Source organism: Brevibacterium sp. OS20 (assembly GCF_056837565.1).
This window is the reverse complement of the sequence record NZ_CM166367.1, coordinates 2,369,647-2,386,226: the sequence shown is the minus strand read 5'-3', so window position 1 is coordinate 2,386,226 and position 16,580 is coordinate 2,369,647. Positions and strand designations below refer to the sequence as shown.

Sequence of the window (16,580 nt, the reverse complement as noted above, 5' to 3'; positions counted from 1 at the left end):
GTCAGTCCCGTTTCGACCCGAACATGATCTCGTCCCAGCTCGGGATCGAGGCACGCGAGTTCTTCTTCGACTTCGGCTTCGTATCCTTCGCCGAGGCCGAGTCCTTGAACTGATCGTCGTGATCGCTCACTCCGGGCTCATTGAGCAGGGAGAGCTGATTCTCGTCGTCGAAGACGCCGACCTTCTCGGTCGGCTCCTGCGGTTCCTCAGCCGAGGCAGCCGCATCTTCGAAGGCGAATACTTCGTCATCGGTGGCGGCTTCGGGCTGGCCCGGAGCGGTGTGCGCTCCCTGCGGGTGAGTCTCGGGGTCCTCGGTGACCGCGCGCAGACGGGTCCGCGGCTCTTCCTCGGCGTGGCGGCGCTTGCGCAGATTCTCCAGAATCCGGCCGGTTTCGGCCTGATGATCGCGGGCCTGCTGCGACGGCGCCGAACCGGGGGTGGGCCGGACCGGTCCGTCGGCGGCGATCGACGCGGACGACTGATCGGTCGCCGGGAGGACATCGACCTCCTCGGTGTTCCTCTGTCGTTCGGCCCCGCTGCCGTAGTTCGGGATCGGTCCGGTGTCGGTGGGACCGGAATCGGCGAGCCACTTCGCCTCATCGTCGATCGGGGTCAGCGAACGGCGGTAGTAATGCCAGCTGGCGGTGCGGACACGATCAGCGGCGGTGAAGCTGAGTTGGATGTACCAGTTGCCGTCCTGCTGCTTCCAGGAATCCCACTCCATCGTCTCGATATCGACGTCGCGCATCGCCAGGCGTTCCTGACACAGCTCGATGAGCGGAGTCGGTTCACCGTTGGGATCATGATCGGAATAGATGGGATGGCGGCTGGCGAGGTAGGCGGTGCGTTCGCGTTCGGCCATCGCCGGACCTTCGTAAGTGCGCACGTATTCGATGTCGGCACCGGTGGCGGCCACGACCTCCTCGGCGTCCATGCCGCCGCGGATCATGGCCTGGATCTCTTTCGGGCGCACGGGAGTCTCGGACTTGGGGTGGGAGCGGTCCCTGCGGACCGCGGCGAAGAGAGCCTCATCGAGGACGACTCGGTACTGAAGCCCGTTCTCGTCGTTCAACAGCAGATGTGTGCCGTCTGCGTTGACTCCGTTCAAGATCAGTTCACGCATTGCCTTAAGCTCCTTTGTCGCGTCTCAGAAGCATCGTGTCACGTTCGGCGCGTCGTGCCGGGCAGATTTCCGCGCGAGTCGCGAAATCACGGGGCAGATCGGGAGCCGGCGGGGTGATTCTGTGAGACCGGCCACGCACGTGCGAGAAATGTACGAAAGGAGAACCTGCGCGTCGGCTCCGACAGCGTCGCCACCACGCCGCTGGCGTCGCCACGACACCGGCGAGGGTGGGCGTCGGACCCTCCGGTCGGCGTCTGCACCGTGAGTGGGCGCGGCTCACTGTGCGGACAGCGGGCCGAGCGGCTCTACAGTCTGTAAAATCGGGAAGGTGAATACGACTGCACCCATCGACGCCCTGATCCTCATGTCATTCGGAGGACCGGAGGCCCCAGAAGAAGTGGTTCCATTCCTGCGCAACGTCACCGCCGGCCGCGGGATTCCCGAGGAACGGCTCGAGGAGGTGGGGGAGCACTATTTCGGTTTCGGAGGCAAGTCTCCGATCAACGATCAGAACAAGGCGCTGCTGGCCGCGCTGCGCGACGAACTCGATCGCCGCGGAATCGAGACCCCGCTGATCTGGGGCAACCGCAACTGGGATCCTTATCTCACTGACGAGGTGCGCAAGCTGGCACAGGACGGTGCCACGCAGTTCCTCTCGATCGACACCTCCGCGTATTCCTCCTACTCGTCGTGCCGGCAGTACCGTGAGGACTTCGCGAAGACGATCGACACGCTCAAGGACGAGGGTCTCACCGTCTCGATCGACAAGATCCGTCAGTTCTACAACCATCCCGGCTACGCCGACGCCTGCGCCGACTGCCTGGGCGACGGCCTCGCCGATTTCCGGTCGAAGGTCGGGCAGATCGATTCGACCAAGCACCGGATCCTCTTCGTGACCCACTCGATCCCGAACGTCATGCAGGACGCCTCAGAGGTGACCACCAACGGATACCGGGCCCAGCACGAAGAACTCATCGACCACCTCATGGGGCGCATCGATGAGGCCGATCGTGTTCCGTCCGAACTCGTCTACTGCTCACGTTCCGGCTCACCTGAGGTGCCCTGGCTCGAACCCGATGTCAACGACCGGATGACCGAACTTGCCGAGGAGGGGGTGACCGGTGTCGTGCTCGTGCCCATCGGTTTCATCTCCGACCATATGGAGGTCGCTTTCGACCTCGACACCGAAGCGAAGGAGACTGCTGAGGAACTCGGTCTCGACTTCACCCGGGTCGACACCGTCGGCACCCATGACGCCTTCGTCAGGGGACTCGTCGACCTCGTCGAGGAGCGCGTGGCTCAGCTGCGCGGGGAAGACGTCGACGTTCCGGCTCTGCCCGGGACGAAGGCTCTGGTGCCTGGCAGCGGAGCCTGCAGCATCGACTGCTGCCGCGGCCGCATCGAACGTGCAACCTATCCGAACTGGGCCATGGCGAACTGAGTCCTGAAGACGAATGAACCCTCCCTCACCGAATCGGTGAGGGAGGGTTCTTTGCTGTGTGTTCTCTCAGTAGTCGTCGGGACTCGGGATGACCGGCAGGGCTCCCGTCTCGGCCTGGATCACCTCGGCGATGGGACCGGTGTCGACATCGTTGCGTCCGGCCAATTCCATCAGGTTCTGCAGGTCGTCGATGAGATTTTCGACGAGGAAGTCGTCACCGGCGGAACGGGCCTCGTGAATGCGATGACGGACATCATCGATTCGTGCGTCGAGCTGATCAGCGAATTCACTCATTGTGGATCCGTCCTTCCTCGGGCCGCCTCCACAGGGGACGAGCCCGGTATTCGACCGACAGAGCGTGCTGTCGGTGCTGTCCATCACAAGCATTCTTGCAGAGCATTTCGTGAACTCTATGTGTGCTCCGTCCATGCGGACAAGCTGGTGACGAGAATCACCGCATCAGGTGCTCATTCCATCTTGCCAACGGCAAGCATACAGTGCACAATGCTGGGGACACATCTCGGAAGAGGAGAAGATGCTCCTCTTCGGCACCCCCTCCGGACAGAGAGCGATGAGGCCATATGGCAACAGACTACGACGCACCTCGCAAGCAAGACGATGAGATCAAAAGCGATTCGATCGAGCAGCTCAAGGCCCAGCGTTCCCAGGCTCAGGCGAGCAAGATCGACGAAGACGAGACTGCAGTAGCCGAAGGCTTCGAACTTCCCGGTGCGGACCTGTCGAACGAAGAGCTCTCCGTTCGGGTCCTGCCGAAGCAGAACGATGAGTTCACCTGCATGGAGTGCTTCCTGGTCCGCCATCGTTCTCAGCTTGCGACCGAAGAAGGCGGTGTCCCCATCTGCACAGACTGTGCAGGCTGAATCGCTTCTCTTCGCGAAAACCCGAAAACGGACCGCACCCTCGAAAGGGTCGCGGTCCGTTCTTCTCCCCTTACTACCTGACGGCGGCCCAGCAACCTCGCGCGAGGTTGCTGGGCCGCCGTCAGGTAGTAATCAGGGGGTGAGGGCGGCGGCTAGTTTGTGGGGGTGACGGCTCGAGACGAGCCAGTAGGGGGTCGGATCCGTCTCATCGTCGAGATCGATGCGGACGACGGACTTCGCCCACGGGCGGATCTTGAGGAAGGCGCGGGCGTCGAGATCGACACCGCGGGCCTGCCGGGCCTCCTCGCCGTCGAAGGCGACCGCACCCGGAACGAACGTGCGGTCGATATGAGCTTCGCCGACGAACAGCTGCCGTTCGGTGACGATGATCGTCAGCGTCAGCGAATTCAGCCACCAGGCGAAGAGGACGAAGCTGACGACGGGAAGGATGATGGTGCCGAGCTGCCAGACGGGCATGACCATGAGCGCTGTCGAGGCAGCGGCCACCACGACGAGGATCCACATGCCGACCGAGGGGCGGACCTTCTCCTGATAGACCACATGGGTTCCGGATTGAGTTGTTGCCATGCGGCCATTGTCCCATAGCGAGAAGTTTGGCCACGCTCAGGCTGGAGCGTTAGAGTGCATCTTTGTGACGGAAACCGTGAAGATCAACCTCCAGCTCCTCGACGCGGGCATGAGCGCGCCCGGCTACGCGCATGCGAGCGACGCCGGTGCAGACCTGCATTCGGCGATCGACTTCGTGCTCGAACCGTTCGAGCGCCTTGTCGTTCCGACCGGAATCGCGATCGCCCTGCCGGAAGGCTATGCGGCATTCGTGCATCCGCGTTCGGGCCTGTCGAGCAAGCACGGAGTCACGGTCGTCAATGCGCCGGGCACCATCGACGCCGGCTACCGCGGCGAGATCAAGGTGCCGCTGATCAACCTCGACGCGAAGATCCCGCTGCGCGTCGTGCGCGGCGACCGCATCGCCCAACTCGTGATCCAGAAGATCGCTCACGCCGACTTCGACATCGTCGAATCCCTCGAAGACAGCGCCCGCGGCGCCGGGGGATTCGGATCCACCGGCGGAATCGTCGCCGGCCTCAGCGAAAAGGAGAAGTGAGGACTCATGGGACTGTTCTCCCGGTTCAAGAAATCCACACCGACCGATGACGACGTCCGCGCCGACGACGAACTCACCGACGACGATGAGCTCGACGCTCAGGACACCCACACCGAGGCGGCCGATCGTGCAGACGACGACGCCGATGACGACGAGGCTGAGTCCGAAGAAGCGGCCGAGTCCGATGACGATATCGACGAGGAAGAAGCGCTGCTGGAGAAGTCCGCACCCTTCGACCGGTCCGAGAAGGGCCCCTTCGACATCTCCGAAGAGTACCCGGAGCATGACCGCCTCGACCTCGGCGCGCTCAAGGTGCCCGTCGTCGACGGCATGCAGGTGCGCCTGGACACGGACGACGATTCTCAGCGCGTGCTGGCCGTCACCCTCATCCACGACGGTGGAGGCATCCAGTTGCAGGCGTTCGCGACACCACGCTCCGAGGGCCTGTGGAACACGGTGCGCGGTCAGCTCGCCGAATCCGTGACCAAACAGGGTGGGGAATCGACCGAGCTGCACACCTCTCTCGGCAAGGAGCTGGCCATCGAGGTTCCGGCGAAGACGGAATCCGGTCGCCCCGGCAAACGCGCCATGCGCTTCGCCGGCATCGACGGACCACGCTGGTTCGTCCGCGCCGTGTTCTCCGGCAAGGCCGTGACCGATGACGAGGTGCGTGCCGAACTCTCCGCACTCTTCCGCGGAGTCGTCGTCGATCGCGGTGAGGAGGCGATGGCTCCCCGCGAGCTCATCGCACTGACCGCACCGCAGGTCGACCAGGACGAGGCGGAGGAGAAGAAGGACGAGGACGAACTCAACCCCTTCGAACGCGGCCCCGAGATCACAGAGGTCCGCTGAGCGCTGATGCGGAACCTCATCCCTCGCCTCGTGCGCGACTTCGGATCCCGTGAGGCCGAGGCCCGGGCCGATCTGCGACTGGTCAGCCAGATCCCCGGGGTCATTCCGGTCGAAGAGCTGGAGGCGCGAAAGACCTCACGCATCGCCGGAGTCGTTTCAGCGACCACTCAGTCGTGCAGCGCCGACAGCCCCAGGCTCGACATCACCGTCGCCGACGGCACCGGCGAAGCCCGAGCCCAGTTCCTCGGACGCCGGGAGATCAGCGGCATCCGTCCCGGGTCCCTCATCGTCTTAGAAGGACGGTTCTGCGGCAAGGACGGAGTGCTCACCGCACACAATCCCGTCTACGAACTCCTGCAGACCCGCGACGACTCCGAAGACTGACCGTCCCGAGGGGCCGGGCGGCCGTCGGCCGCAGAACTGACGATCTCGGCCGCAGACGACCGGGCTCAGCTCTCTGCGTTCTCGTCGGCCTTCGCAGTCTCCTGCAGCAGCGCTAGCAGCGCCGGCTCCTGATCGGGGGAGGAGAGGAAGAACAGTTCGTCTCCGGCCTCGATGACATCATCGGCGCTCGGAGCGAACGCCCGCGAATTGCGGATGATCGCCACCAGCACCGTATCGAGCGGGAAGGTGATCCCACCGACGCGCTCGGCCACGAGCTCGGCGTTCTCGTGCACGGTGAACTCGAGGAGTCCGGCCTGCCCGCGTTCGAAGCTCATGAGGTGGACCAGTCCGCCGACTTCCACGGCCTCCTCGACGAGCGCGGTCATCAGGCGCGGAGTCGAGACGGCGACATCGACGCCCCAGTTGTCGTCGAAGAGCCATTCGTTCTTCGGATTGTTCACCCGCGAGACCGTCCGCGGCACCCCGAACTCGGTCTTCGCCAACAGGGAGAGCACCAGATTGGTCTTGTCATCTCCCGTCGCGGCCACGACGACATCGGCCTCCTCCAGCCCCGCCTCGGCGAGACCGGCGAGCTCGCAGGCATCGGAGAGCAGCCATTCGGCACCCGGAATGCGCTCATGGCCCAGCGCCTCCTTGCTCTGGTCGATGAGCAGGACCGAATGGTCCTTGTCCAGCAGCTCCCTGGCCACCGAACGTCCGACGGAGCCGGCTCCGGCGATGATGACCCTCATTCTTCTTCCTCCACGGTTCGCACGGGCTGATCGAGGATCCGTTCGATCTCGCCGAGGCGGTCGACCGGAGCCATGAGATGGACGAGGTCGCCGTCCTGGAGGAGCAGATCATCGTGGGCGACGATGCCCTCGGACAGGCGGGTGACATAGGCGACCCGAGCCTTGGTCCGTGTTTCGATCTCCTTGATCGGACGGGCCACCCAGCCAGGATCCAGATGCACCTCGGCGAGGACGAGGTTGCCGGAGGGCTCACGGTATTCGGTGATCGACCCCTGCGGGACGAGCTTGCGCATCACCTGCTCGGCCGTCCACCGCACGGTGGGCACCGTGGGGATGCCGAGACGTTCGAAGACCTGCGCACGGTTGGGATCGTAGATGCGGGCGGCGACATTGCTCACCCCGAAGGTCTCACGAGCGACACGCGCGGCGAGGATATTCGAATTGTCACCACTGGAGACGGCGGCGAAGGCGAAGGCATCAGCGGTCTTCGCCTGGGACAGGGTCTCACGGTCGAAACCGATCCCCGTGATCGTCGAACCGCTGAAATCCCGACCGAGCTTGAGGAACGCGTCGGGGTCTCGGTCGACGACGGCGACGGAGTGCCCATTCGCATCAAGGGCTTTGGCCAGGGAGGCCCCGACTCGACCGCAGCCCATAATCACGAAGTGCATGGGTAATCCTTCCCGCAGTGATCTACCATTGGTTGCCGTGGCCAGCAGTTTTTCTGATGCCGTCAAAAGACTACTCGTTGGACGGCCCTTCCGCAGTGAGGACAGGCGTGCGCCTGCGCTGAAGAAGCGCATCGCGATGCCCGTCTTCGCCTCCGACATGCTCTCCTCGGTGGCCTACGCCCCCGATGAGATCCTGCTGGCACTGTCGCTGACCTCACTTGTGGCCCTGACCGTGGCCCCCTGGATCGGTGTGGCCGTCGGCATCGTCATCCTCGTGATCGTCGCCTGCTACCGCATCAACGTCAAGGCGTACCCCTCCGGCGGTGGTGACTACGAGGTGGCGTCGAAGAACCTCGGCTCCGGTGCCGGGCTCGTCGTCGCCGCGGCCCTCCTCGTCGACTACGTGCTCACCTTGGCCGTGTCGATGACGGTCTTCGCCGCCTATATCACCACAGCGTTCCCGATGCTCGCGCCCTACCGTGTGCCCGTGGCCATCGTCGGCATCCTGCTCATCTGCTTCGCCGGTCTGCGCGGCTCACGAGCCACTCCGATGCTGCTGGCCGTGCCGACCTATCTGTTCCTCGGTGCAGTGTTCCTCACAATGTCGGTCGGTCTCATCCGGGTCGGACTCGGCGACACCCCACAGGCCCAGACTGCCGACTATACGGTCGTGCACAGCAACATCGGCGACCAGGCGACTCTCGGCCTGGCCACCGTCCTCATCGTCCTGCGCGCGTTCTCCTCCGGAGCGGTCGCCCTGGCCGGTGTGCAGACCGTGGCCACGGCGGTTCCCGCGTTCAAGAAGCCACGCGGCAAGAACGCCGGCAACACCCTGCTGCTCTCAGGCCTGCTCGCCGCTCTCATGCTCACGGGGCTGACCTATCTGGCGTCGGTCACCGGCATCAAATACGTCGACGACCCGCATCTCTACCTCGTCCGCGGAGACGGCAGCCCGGTCAGCGCCGAGTACGAACAGGAACCCGTTCTCGCACAGCTCGCTCACGCGATCTTCGATAACGCGCCGGTGATGTTCTTCATCGTCGTCCTCATCACCGCCCTCGTCCTCCTCGCCGCGGCGAACACCGCGGTCGAAGGCTTCCCGGGACTGGCCTCGCGTCTGGCACGCGACGAGTTCCTGCCACGGCAGCTCGCGACGAAGGGCGACCGACTCACCTTTTCAAACGGCATCCTGCTGCTGGCCGCGGCGGCGATCGTTCTCGTCATCGCCACGTCCGCCTCGGCGACGGTGCTCATCCAGCTCTACCTCGTCGGGGTCTTCGCCAGCTTCGTCCTCGGCCAAGCGGGAATGGTCCTGCACTGGCGCAAACGCCTGCGCCTGGTCATCGATTCGAAGACCCGGATGCGGATGCACTTCAACCGGGTGGTCAACACCGTCGGCTGTGTGCTCGCCGCCGGCGTGCTCATCGTCGTCATCGTCTCGAAGTTCCTCGCCGGCGCCTGGCTGGCCGTCGTCGCCATGGCCGGGCTCTACCTCGTCATGGGCGCCATCCACCGCCACTATTCGCGTGTGGCCCGCGAGCTCGCTCCCGACGCGGACGTGAACTCACGGACGATCCCGTCGAACACGCACGCCATCGTCGTCGTCAGCGAGATCGACAAACCCACCCTGCGGGCTCTCTCCTATGCCCGAGTGACCCGGTCGAGTCAGCTCGAAGCCGTCACCGTGGCCGTGGACGAAGAGGCCGCGGCCGGTCTGCAGAAACGATGGAACGAGATGGAGCTGCCGGTGCCGCTGACCGTGCTCGGCTCCCCGTACCGCGAACTCGTCCGCCCGATGCTCGCCCATATCCTCGCCATCCGCCGCAGGTCGCCCAGGGACCTCGTCATCGTCTACATTCCGCAGTTCGTCGTCGGCCGCTGGTGGGAGCACCTCCTGCACAACCAGGTGGCACTCAAACTGCGCACCCGGCTGCTGCTGGTGCCCAACGTCGTCGTGGTCTCCGTGCCCTGGCGACTGAAATCCTTCTCTCGACAGTACGGCGGAGACGGACCCGATTCCGACACCTCGCTGTACAGACAGGCCTAGAACACGCATGAGCGACACTTCGGTTCCCGCCCAGGACCTCACCCTCGACATCGAGGCACCGGCGGCCGGCGGCACCTCCATCGCCCGACACGACGGTCAGGTCGTCTTCGTCTCCGGGGCCCTGCCCGGTGAGAAGGTCCGAGTCCGCACCCAGGCAGGACCGCCCGCCCGGTTTCTTCGCGCCGCCGTCACCGAGGTGATCGAGGCCTCGGCTCACCGCGTCCCCGATCGTCGCCTCGACTATGTCCCCGGTGGTTCGACCGACGGTTCCGGTGCGGGGCTCGCTGCGGGCCCCGGTGCTGGGGCCGTGCCGGATTCGGCCGGGTTCGGCGGAATGGAATTCGCCCACGTCGACCTCGCCCATTCCCGCACGCTCAAGGCCGAGGTGCTGAATGACCAACTTCAGCGCATCGGACATATCGACCGCGCCGCCGAGGTGCTGCCCGCGCCGGGCGAGACCGACGGCACGGACTGGCGCACCCGTGTGCAGCTGGCCGTCGACGATGAGGGCCGTGCCGGAATGCTCGCCCCCAGATCACATGCGGTCATCCCTGTGACCACGCCCCCTCTGGCCGCCGGGCCCTTGCACGACCTCGACATGACGACACTGCATGTGCCGGGAGTCCGCCGACTCGAATTCGCGTGGGCCGGCGACCATGGCGCGCTCATCGTCCGTGGTCGGCCCACTGCGCAGGTCCTCGATGAGATCGAGTCCTGGCTGCCGACGTCGTTCTCCCTCCTCGCCGAGGCGACCGGACCGGAGCAGAGTCGTGGTCGTGGTCGCGGGGGTCGTCCCCGTGGTCGCGGTCGTTCCCATGCGCCCGCTCCCGCCCTGCGCGTGATCCGTGGAGACCGCACCCTGACCGAAACGGTCGACGGTCGTGACTTCACCGTCGGCGCCGACGGCTTCTGGCAGGTGCACCGGGATGCGGCCGCACTGCTCAGCTCGGAGGTCGTCAGAGTCCTTCCTGCCGACGTCGGGGCGATCACCGACCTCTACTGCGGGGTCGGACTCCTCGGCATCACTGCCGCCCGGGCCACCGGAGCGCCCCTGTTCGGGGTCGAAGGGGTGGAGACAGCCATTGCTCATGCTCGAGACAATGCCGCCGATCTCGAGTCCCGATTCCTCGCTCTCAGCGTGGATCGGGCCCGACTGCCCGATTCGGAGGTCATCATCCTCGACCCGCCACGGGCGGGCGCCGGGAGGAAAGCCACCTCGGCGATCATCGAATCAGCGGCACGCACCCTGGTCTACGTTTCCTGTGACCCGGCCACGTTGGCCAGGGACCTCACGGCTCTCACAGGCGGGGGATTCGCGATCGAGAGCCTCACCGGCTTCGACCTCTTCCCGCTGACCTCGCACCTGGAGACGGTCACCGTGCTCCGGCGGTGACCGACCGGTGACCTCAGGCGGTGACCGAGCGGCGGGGGAGGAGGACGAGCGCGATGAGGGCGATGAACGTCGTGAGGAAGCCCCACAGCCCCCACCAGCCGCCCGACCGGCCCTTCTCCTTCGCGAATGAGCTGCAGACGACGGCGAAGATGATGCCGACGAGCAGTGCGCCGAAGCCGAATCCGGCGCCTAGTGTGAACGGGTCCATGGGATCTCCTCGGGGGTGGCAGGCGAGTGCGCTGCTGCTTTGAGTGTGCTGTCCAGGCTAGGCCGCGCGACCCGGCCGCGGCCCTGGTGATGACCGCACGAGGGCCTGCGGAAAACCCGATCGCAGGGTTTCGCACCTCCGTGTGCCATGGTGGTCAAAGCCCCTCAAATGCGATAGAATTTATCTTGACGTCAAGATACTTTTGGAAACATATGTGTCGCGTAAATCGGTGCGTGATGCAAGGATCCGACCGCCGAGTCGGACGGACCCGGTTTCTTGGATGAGTGTCGGATGAAACAGGAGAATCACGATGAGCAACGTCGATACGTTCAAATCGAAGAGCACCCTGACCGTAGGCGATAAGGATTATGAGATCTATCGCCTGGACCAGGTCAAAGGGTCGGAGAAGCTTCCCTTCAGCCTCAAGGTGCTGTTGGAGAACCTGCTGCGCACGGAAGACGGCGCAAACATCACTTCGGAACATATTGAAGCCCTCGGCAGCTGGGACCCCAATGCCGAACCCGATACGGAGATCCAGTTCACCCCCGCCCGCGTGGTGATGCAAGACTTCACCGGTGTGCCCTGCATCGTCGACCTCGCCACCATGCGCGAGAAGGTCGTCGAGCTCGGCGGCAGCCCGGATCAGGTCAACCCGCTGGCTCCGGCCGAGCTGGTCATCGACCACTCGGTGCAGATCGACCGCTTCGGCACCGCCGACGCCGTCGAGCTCAACATGGACATCGAATACCAGCGCAACGGTGAGCGCTACCAGTTCCTGCGCTGGGGCCAGACCGCATTCGAAGACTTCAAGGTCGTGCCTCCGGGCATGGGCATCGTTCACCAGGTCAACATCGAGCACCTGGCCCGCGTGGTCATGCCGCGCGAGGTCGACGGAGTCCTCCGGGCCTACCCGGACACCCTGGTCGGCACCGACTCGCACACCACGATGGTCAACGGCCTCGGTGTGCTCGGTTGGGGCGTCGGCGGCATCGAGGCAGAGGCCGCCATGCTCGGCCAGCCCGTGTCGATGCTCATCCCGCGCGTCGTCGGGTTCAAGCTCACCGGTGAGATCCCCTCGGGTGTCACCGCAACCGACGTTGTGCTCACGATCACCGATATGCTCCGCCAGCACGGAGCCGTCGGCAAGTTCGTCGAGTTCTACGGCAAGGGCGTCGCCGAGGTGCCGCTGGCCAACCGCGCCACCATCGGCAACATGAGCCCCGAGTTCGGTTCGACCGCCGCGATCTTCCCGATCGACGAAGTCACCATCGACTACCTCAAGCTCACCGGCCGTTCGGAAGAGCAGATCCAGCTCGTCGAGGACTACGCCAAGACGCAGGGACTCTGGCACGAGCCGGAGAACGAAGTCGAGTACTCCGAGTACCTCGAACTCGACCTGTCCACCGTGGTGCCCTCGATCTCCGGACCGAAGCGCCCGCAGGACCGCATCGAGCTCTCCGATGCCAAGAGCCAGTTCGCCAAGGACATCCACAACTACGCCGCTCCCGGCGAGGAGTCGAAGTCCGTGGACGTCAGCACCGCTGACGGACGCAACTTCGAGCTGGCCAACGGTGCCGTGGCGATCGCTTCGATCACGTCCTGCACCAACACCTCGAACCCCTCGGTGATGATGGCCGCCGGCCTGCTGGCACGCAATGCCCGCAAGCGCGGACTCAACTCGAAGCCGTGGGTCAAGACCTCGATCGCACCGGGTTCGAAGGTCGTCACCGAGTACTACAACAAGGCCGGCCTCATCGAGGACCTCGAAGCGCTGAACTTCTACATCGTCGGCTACGGCTGCACCACCTGCATCGGCAACTCCGGTCCGCTGGACTCGGAGATCTCGGACAGCATCCAGGACAACGACCTCGCGGTCACCGCAGTCCTGTCGGGCAACCGCAACTTCGAGGGCCGCATCAGCCCGGACGTGAAGATGAACTACCTCGCTTCGCCTCCGCTGGTCATCGCCTACGCACTGGCCGGAACCATGGACTTCGACTTCGAGAACCAGCCGCTGGGCAAGGACTCCGAGGGCGTCGACGTCTACCTGGCCGACCTCTGGCCCTCTCCGGAAGAGGTCGAGTCGGTCATCGCCGATTCGATCTCGACCGACATGTTCGACAGCGAATACGGTCGGATCTTCGATGGTGACGAGCGCTGGCAGCAGCTCGACACCCCCGAAGGCAAGGTCTTCGAGTGGGACGACGAGTCGACCTACGTGCGCAAGCCCACCTTCTTCGACGGCATGGGTCTCAAGCCTGAAGCCGTCAAGGACATCAAGGGTGCCCGCGTGCTCGCGAAGCTCGGCGACTCGGTGACCACCGACCACATCTCGCCCGCAGGTTCCTTCAAGGCCGACACCCCGGCCGGCAAGTACCTCGTGGAGCACGGTGTCGAGCGCAAGGACTTCAACTCCTACGGCTCGCGTCGCGGCAACCACGAAGTCATGATCCGCGGAACCTTCGCGAACATCCGTCTGCAGAACCAGCTCCTCGACGGAGTCCAGGGTGGCTTCACCCGCGACTTCTCGCAGGAGGGCGGACCGCAGACGACGATCTACGACGCCTCCGTGAACTACCAGGCCGCCGGCACCCCGCTGGTCGTCCTCGGTGGCAAGGAGTACGGCTCGGGATCCTCGCGTGACTGGGCTGCCAAGGGCACGAAGCTGCTCGGCGTCGAGGCCGTCATCACCGAAAGCTTCGAGCGCATCCACCGCTCGAACCTCATCGGCATGGGCGTTCTGCCGCTGCAGTTCCCCGCCGGCGAATCCGCTGATTCGCTCGGACTCGACGGCACCGAGACCTTCTCCATCGAAGGCGTCACGGAGCTCAACGAGGGCAAGACCCCGGCGACCGTCAAGGTCACCGCCGAAAAGGAAGACGGCACAAAGGTCGAATTCGACGCCGTCGTCCGCATCGACACCCCGGGTGAAGCCGACTACTACCGCAACGGCGGCATCCTGCAGTACGTTCTGCGTCAGCTCGCAGAAGCCTGATCGCAGGAGACGAGGCCTGAGCGGCGACTTCGCCGCACCAGGCTGCGCTGTGAGTCTGCGACTCGCGGCAGTCGGTTCGCGCTGGGGCGCTGAGCCGGAGCTGATCGAAGGCCGGTGGGATTTGTTCCCACCGGCCTTCGTCGTGCCCGGGCGCGTGTGACGGTGCCGTTGATCGAGCATCCCTCACCGTTCGCGTCACGTCCTCCACGCAGTTCGGCATCCGTCACCGTTCGTGACTAAACACACCGCTGCCAAGGAATCCGTCACCGTTCGTGGCAGATCGCCTCGTTGCAACAGTGCGCTGTGCGGCGAAGGGTGAGGGACGGTCGCTGTCGCGCGGGATTGTCGGGAAGCGTGAGCGCGTCCGCGGGAATCCGTGCGCTGGCGGTCGGCCACCTCGGCGTGGGTGGGGGTGGGCGCAAATGCGACCATCACTCATCGGCAGTCGCTCAACACCGTGCTGCAACGGGTTGGTGTGCCATGAACGGTGAGGGGTGCGCTCGCAATGGTGCGAATTGCCGGCGCCGAGGCGGTGTGACCAGAAGGCTGAGGGGTGGTGTGCCGCGGGGAGGTGCAGCGGGCAAGCTGAGGGATACTGCGCCGAGGCGGTGCAGCGAGAAGGCTGCGGGGTACTGCAGCGCGGAGATATGTCGCGAAGGGTGAGGGACGCATCTGTGAGCGATAGGATGGGGCGGATGGAATCTGTCCGCCAACGATGTCGTCAGAACTGAGGCCGCATGACCTTTCTCGAATCCCTCGGCTCGCCTGCCGATCTGCGTCGACTCTCGGCTGGCGAATGCGAAGTGCTGGCCAAAGAGATCCGCGACTACCTCATCACGACCGTGTCCGGCACGGGCGGACATCTGGGCCCCAACCTCGGAGTCGTCGAACTGACCATTGGCCTCCACCGCACCTTCGACTCGCCGCGCGACACGATCATCTTCGACGTCGGCCACCAGACATATGTGCACAAACTGCTCACCGGCCGCCGCGAGGAGTTCCCCACCCTGCGGCAGCGCGACGGCCTCTCCGGCTACCCGAGCCGGCGAGAGAGCGAGCACGACGTCGTCGAGAACTCACACGCCTCGGCCTCCCTGTCCTGGGCCGACGGCATCGCCAAGGCCCGCCAGCTCACCGGTGAGCGAGACCGCCACGTCGTCGCCGTCATCGGCGACGGAGCCCTGACCGGGGGAATGGCCTGGGAAGCGCTCAACACCATTGCAGCCGACACCTCCACCCCGCCGAGGCGGCTGGTCATCGTCGTCAACGACAATGGCCGCTCCTACGCCCCGACCGTCGGCGGATTCGCCGCCCATCTCGACGAACTGCGCACCACCTCGAGCTACGAGAGGCTGCTCACCTGGGGCAAGGAGACGCTCCGCCAATCCGGCCGACCCGGCCGCGCCGCCTACAGCGCCATCCACGGCGTCAAACGCGGACTCAAAGACATGGTCAGCCCACCCGAGACCGGAATGTTCGACGAACTCGGCATCAAATACTTGGGCCCTGTCGACGGACACGACCTGCCCTCGGTCGACAAGGCCCTCCAACTGGCCAAACAGTTCGACGGCGGCCCCATCATCGTCCACATGATCACGCAGAAAGGGCACGGATTCGACCCGGCCGTCAACGACGACGCCGACCAGTTCCACTCCGTCGGCGTCATCGACCCCGTCACCGGGAGATCGACACCGTCGAAATCGACGTCATGGACCTCCGTGTTCGGCACCGAGATCTGCGCACTCGCCGAGGAACGCGAAGACATCGTCGCCATCACCGCCGCCATGCTCCTGCCCGTGGGGCTGGCGAAATTCGCCGAGGAGTTCCCCGACCGCGTCTTCGACGTCGGCATCGCCGAACAGCATGCGGTCGCCTCGGCGGCGGGCCTGTCCTACGGCGGACTCCACCCCGTCGTGTGCATCTACTCCACGTTCCTCTCCCGTGCTTTCGACCAAGTCCTCATGGACGTCGCCCTCCACCGGCAGGGTGTGACCTTCGTCCTCGACCGTGCCGGCATCACCGGCCCCGACGGAGCCAGCCACCACGGAATCTGGGACATCGCGATGCTGCGCGTCGTCCCCGGACTGCGCCTCGCCGCACCCCGCGACGCCGCACGGCTGACCGAAGAGCTGCGCGAAGCCGTCACCGTCGAAGATGCCCCGACCGTGGTGAGATTTCCCCGCGGCGGCGTCGGTGCCGACATCCCGGCGCTGAGGCGGCTCGACGACGGCGTCGACATCCTCCGTGAGGGCCCGGCCGGGTCCGAATCCCATGTGCTCATCGTCTCCGTGGGACCATTCGCCAGATTGGCCGGAGACGTCGCCGACCGCCTGGCCGAGCAGGGGCTGAAGGCGACGATCATCGATCCCCGATGGGTGCTGCCCGTCCCCGAATCCGTCATCGACCTCGCCGCCGACCACAGCCTCGTGGCCGTCATCGAAGACGGAGTGAAGATCGGCGGCATCGGATCCCAGATCCGCTCTGACCTGCGCGAAGCCGATTCGAGTATCGGGGTGCTCGAGCTCGGCGTGCCCGATGAGTTCCTCCCGCAGGGAACGCGCGAAGAGATCCTCGCCGAGGTGGGCCTCGACGTCGACACGATCGTGTCCGATATTCTTAAGGCCCTGCCCGCCGAGGTGGCCGACCGAGCCGATCAGAGTTCCCGCCGTGCGGTTTGAAGTTCTGCACTCCCGCCGCGCGGTGTGAA

The 16,580-nt window shown here is 65.1% G+C and carries 15 protein-coding genes; 9 read left to right on the top strand and 6 right to left on the bottom strand.

The window, feature by feature from the left end; translation table 11 throughout:
* Window position 1: 1 nt before the first annotated feature.
* Complete coding sequence (gene sepH / locus ACVZTU_RS10735) at window positions 2–1,123, bottom strand: septation protein SepH (protein ID WP_420096597.1); 1,122 nt, start codon at window positions 1,121–1,123, stop codon at window positions 2–4.
* A gap of 328 nt (window positions 1,124–1,451) precedes the next feature.
* Here sepH and ACVZTU_RS10730 point away from each other — a divergent pair, with 328 nt between their 5' ends.
* Window positions 1,452–2,564 (top strand): ferrochelatase, encoded by a 1,113-nt coding sequence (locus tag ACVZTU_RS10730; RefSeq protein ID WP_139469788.1) that lies wholly within the window; start codon window positions 1,452–1,454, stop codon window positions 2,562–2,564.
* Window positions 2,565–2,630: 66 nt separating this feature from the next.
* Here ACVZTU_RS10730 and ACVZTU_RS10725 read toward each other — a convergent pair whose 3' ends face one another.
* The gene (locus tag ACVZTU_RS10725) at window positions 2,631–2,858 is read right to left on the bottom strand and encodes a hypothetical protein (protein ID WP_482400370.1); all 228 of its coding nucleotides are present in this window, start codon (window positions 2,856–2,858) and stop codon (window positions 2,631–2,633) included.
* 287 nt (window positions 2,859–3,145) lie between these two features.
* On the opposite strand from ACVZTU_RS10725, the gene ACVZTU_RS10720 reads away from it, so the two are divergent.
* On the top strand, window positions 3,146–3,445 hold the full coding sequence (locus ACVZTU_RS10720; RefSeq protein ID WP_135541258.1) for a DUF4193 domain-containing protein: 300 nt from the start codon (window positions 3,146–3,148) through the stop codon (window positions 3,443–3,445).
* A 132-nt stretch (window positions 3,446–3,577) separates the two neighbouring features.
* On the opposite strand, the gene ACVZTU_RS10715 is transcribed toward ACVZTU_RS10720, so the two are convergent.
* Complete coding sequence (locus tag ACVZTU_RS10715) at window positions 3,578–4,033, bottom strand: DUF3093 domain-containing protein (RefSeq protein ID WP_482400369.1); 456 nt, start codon at window positions 4,031–4,033, stop codon at window positions 3,578–3,580.
* A 64-nt stretch (window positions 4,034–4,097) separates the two neighbouring features.
* Between ACVZTU_RS10715 and dut the strand changes: the two genes are divergently transcribed.
* The 3 genes from dut to ACVZTU_RS10700 are packed head-to-tail and all read left to right on the top strand — an operon-like array spanning window position 4,098 to window position 5,807.
* Window positions 4,098–4,571 (top strand): dUTP diphosphatase, encoded by a 474-nt coding sequence (gene dut / locus ACVZTU_RS10710; RefSeq protein ID WP_482400368.1) that lies wholly within the window; start codon window positions 4,098–4,100, stop codon window positions 4,569–4,571.
* A gap of 6 nt (window positions 4,572–4,577) precedes the next feature.
* The gene (locus tag ACVZTU_RS10705) at window positions 4,578–5,423 is read left to right on the top strand and encodes a DUF3710 domain-containing protein (RefSeq protein ID WP_482400367.1); all 846 of its coding nucleotides are present in this window, start codon (window positions 4,578–4,580) and stop codon (window positions 5,421–5,423) included.
* Window positions 5,424–5,429: 6 nt separating this feature from the next.
* Window positions 5,430–5,807 carry an OB-fold nucleic acid binding domain-containing protein gene (locus tag ACVZTU_RS10700; protein ID WP_259356859.1) on the top strand — a complete coding sequence of 126 codons (378 nt, stop codon included), beginning with the start codon at window positions 5,430–5,432 and terminating at the stop codon, window positions 5,805–5,807.
* Window positions 5,808–5,872: 65 nt separating this feature from the next.
* Here ACVZTU_RS10700 and ACVZTU_RS10695 read toward each other — a convergent pair whose 3' ends face one another.
* Window positions 5,873–6,559: a potassium channel family protein gene (locus tag ACVZTU_RS10695; RefSeq protein WP_259356858.1), complete on the bottom strand. Its 687-nt coding sequence runs from the start codon at window positions 6,557–6,559 to the stop codon at window positions 5,873–5,875.
* Window positions 6,556–7,230 (bottom strand): potassium channel family protein, encoded by a 675-nt coding sequence (locus ACVZTU_RS10690; RefSeq protein WP_139469795.1) that lies wholly within the window; start codon window positions 7,228–7,230, stop codon window positions 6,556–6,558. Before ACVZTU_RS10690 ends, ACVZTU_RS10695 begins: the two co-directional genes overlap by 4 nt.
* 136 nt (window positions 7,231–7,366) lie before the next feature.
* Between ACVZTU_RS10690 and ACVZTU_RS10685 the strand changes: the two genes are divergently transcribed.
* Together ACVZTU_RS10685 and ACVZTU_RS10680 are read left to right on the top strand one after the other, a co-directional pair.
* Window positions 7,367–9,277 (top strand): APC family permease, encoded by a 1,911-nt coding sequence (locus ACVZTU_RS10685; protein ID WP_482401750.1) that lies wholly within the window; start codon window positions 7,367–7,369, stop codon window positions 9,275–9,277.
* A 7-nt stretch (window positions 9,278–9,284) separates the two neighbouring features.
* Complete coding sequence (locus ACVZTU_RS10680; RefSeq protein ID WP_482400366.1) at window positions 9,285–10,670, top strand: class I SAM-dependent RNA methyltransferase; 1,386 nt, start codon at window positions 9,285–9,287, stop codon at window positions 10,668–10,670.
* Between the two features lie 13 nt (window positions 10,671–10,683).
* On the opposite strand, the gene ACVZTU_RS10675 is transcribed toward ACVZTU_RS10680, so the two are convergent.
* Window positions 10,684–10,878 (bottom strand): hypothetical protein, encoded by a 195-nt coding sequence (locus ACVZTU_RS10675; protein ID WP_101546980.1) that lies wholly within the window; start codon window positions 10,876–10,878, stop codon window positions 10,684–10,686.
* 310 nt (window positions 10,879–11,188) lie between these two features.
* Here ACVZTU_RS10675 and acnA point away from each other — a divergent pair, with 310 nt between their 5' ends.
* Window positions 11,189–13,873: an aconitate hydratase AcnA gene (gene acnA / locus ACVZTU_RS10670; protein WP_482400365.1), complete on the top strand. Its 2,685-nt coding sequence runs from the start codon at window positions 11,189–11,191 to the stop codon at window positions 13,871–13,873.
* Window positions 13,874–14,610: 737 nt separating this feature from the next.
* Window positions 14,611–16,551 (top strand): 1-deoxy-D-xylulose-5-phosphate synthase, encoded by a 1,941-nt coding sequence (gene dxs / locus ACVZTU_RS10665; RefSeq protein ID WP_482400364.1) that lies wholly within the window; start codon window positions 14,611–14,613, stop codon window positions 16,549–16,551.
* Window positions 16,552–16,580 lie beyond the last annotated feature (29 nt).

Bases quoted from the DNA above. Each gene is read 5' to 3' on its own strand.
- sepH (WP_420096597.1), bottom strand. From the start codon at position 1,123: ATGCGTGAACTGATCTTGAACGGAGTCAACGCAGACGGCACACATCTG.
- ACVZTU_RS10725 (WP_482400370.1), bottom strand. From the start codon at position 2,858: ATGAGTGAATTCGCTGATCAGCTCGACGCACGAATCGATGATGTCCGT.
- ACVZTU_RS10720 (WP_135541258.1), top strand. From the start codon at position 3,146: ATGGCAACAGACTACGACGCACCTCGCAAGCAAGACGATGAGATCAAA.
- ACVZTU_RS10715 (WP_482400369.1), bottom strand. From the start codon at position 4,033: ATGGCAACAACTCAATCCGGAACCCATGTGGTCTATCAGGAGAAGGTC.
- ACVZTU_RS10705 (WP_482400367.1), top strand. From the start codon at position 4,578: ATGGGACTGTTCTCCCGGTTCAAGAAATCCACACCGACCGATGACGAC.
- ACVZTU_RS10700 (WP_259356859.1), top strand. From the start codon at position 5,430: ATGCGGAACCTCATCCCTCGCCTCGTGCGCGACTTCGGATCCCGTGAG.
- ACVZTU_RS10695 (WP_259356858.1), bottom strand. From the start codon at position 6,559: ATGAGGGTCATCATCGCCGGAGCCGGCTCCGTCGGACGTTCGGTGGCC.
- ACVZTU_RS10690 (WP_139469795.1), bottom strand. From the start codon at position 7,230: ATGCACTTCGTGATTATGGGCTGCGGTCGAGTCGGGGCCTCCCTGGCC.
- ACVZTU_RS10685 (WP_482401750.1), top strand. From the start codon at position 7,367: ATGCCCGTCTTCGCCTCCGACATGCTCTCCTCGGTGGCCTACGCCCCC.
- ACVZTU_RS10680 (WP_482400366.1), top strand. From the start codon at position 9,285: ATGAGCGACACTTCGGTTCCCGCCCAGGACCTCACCCTCGACATCGAG.
- ACVZTU_RS10675 (WP_101546980.1), bottom strand. From the start codon at position 10,878: ATGGACCCGTTCACACTAGGCGCCGGATTCGGCTTCGGCGCACTGCTC.
- acnA (WP_482400365.1), top strand. From the start codon at position 11,189: ATGAGCAACGTCGATACGTTCAAATCGAAGAGCACCCTGACCGTAGGC.
- dxs (WP_482400364.1), top strand. From the start codon at position 14,611: ATGACCTTTCTCGAATCCCTCGGCTCGCCTGCCGATCTGCGTCGACTC.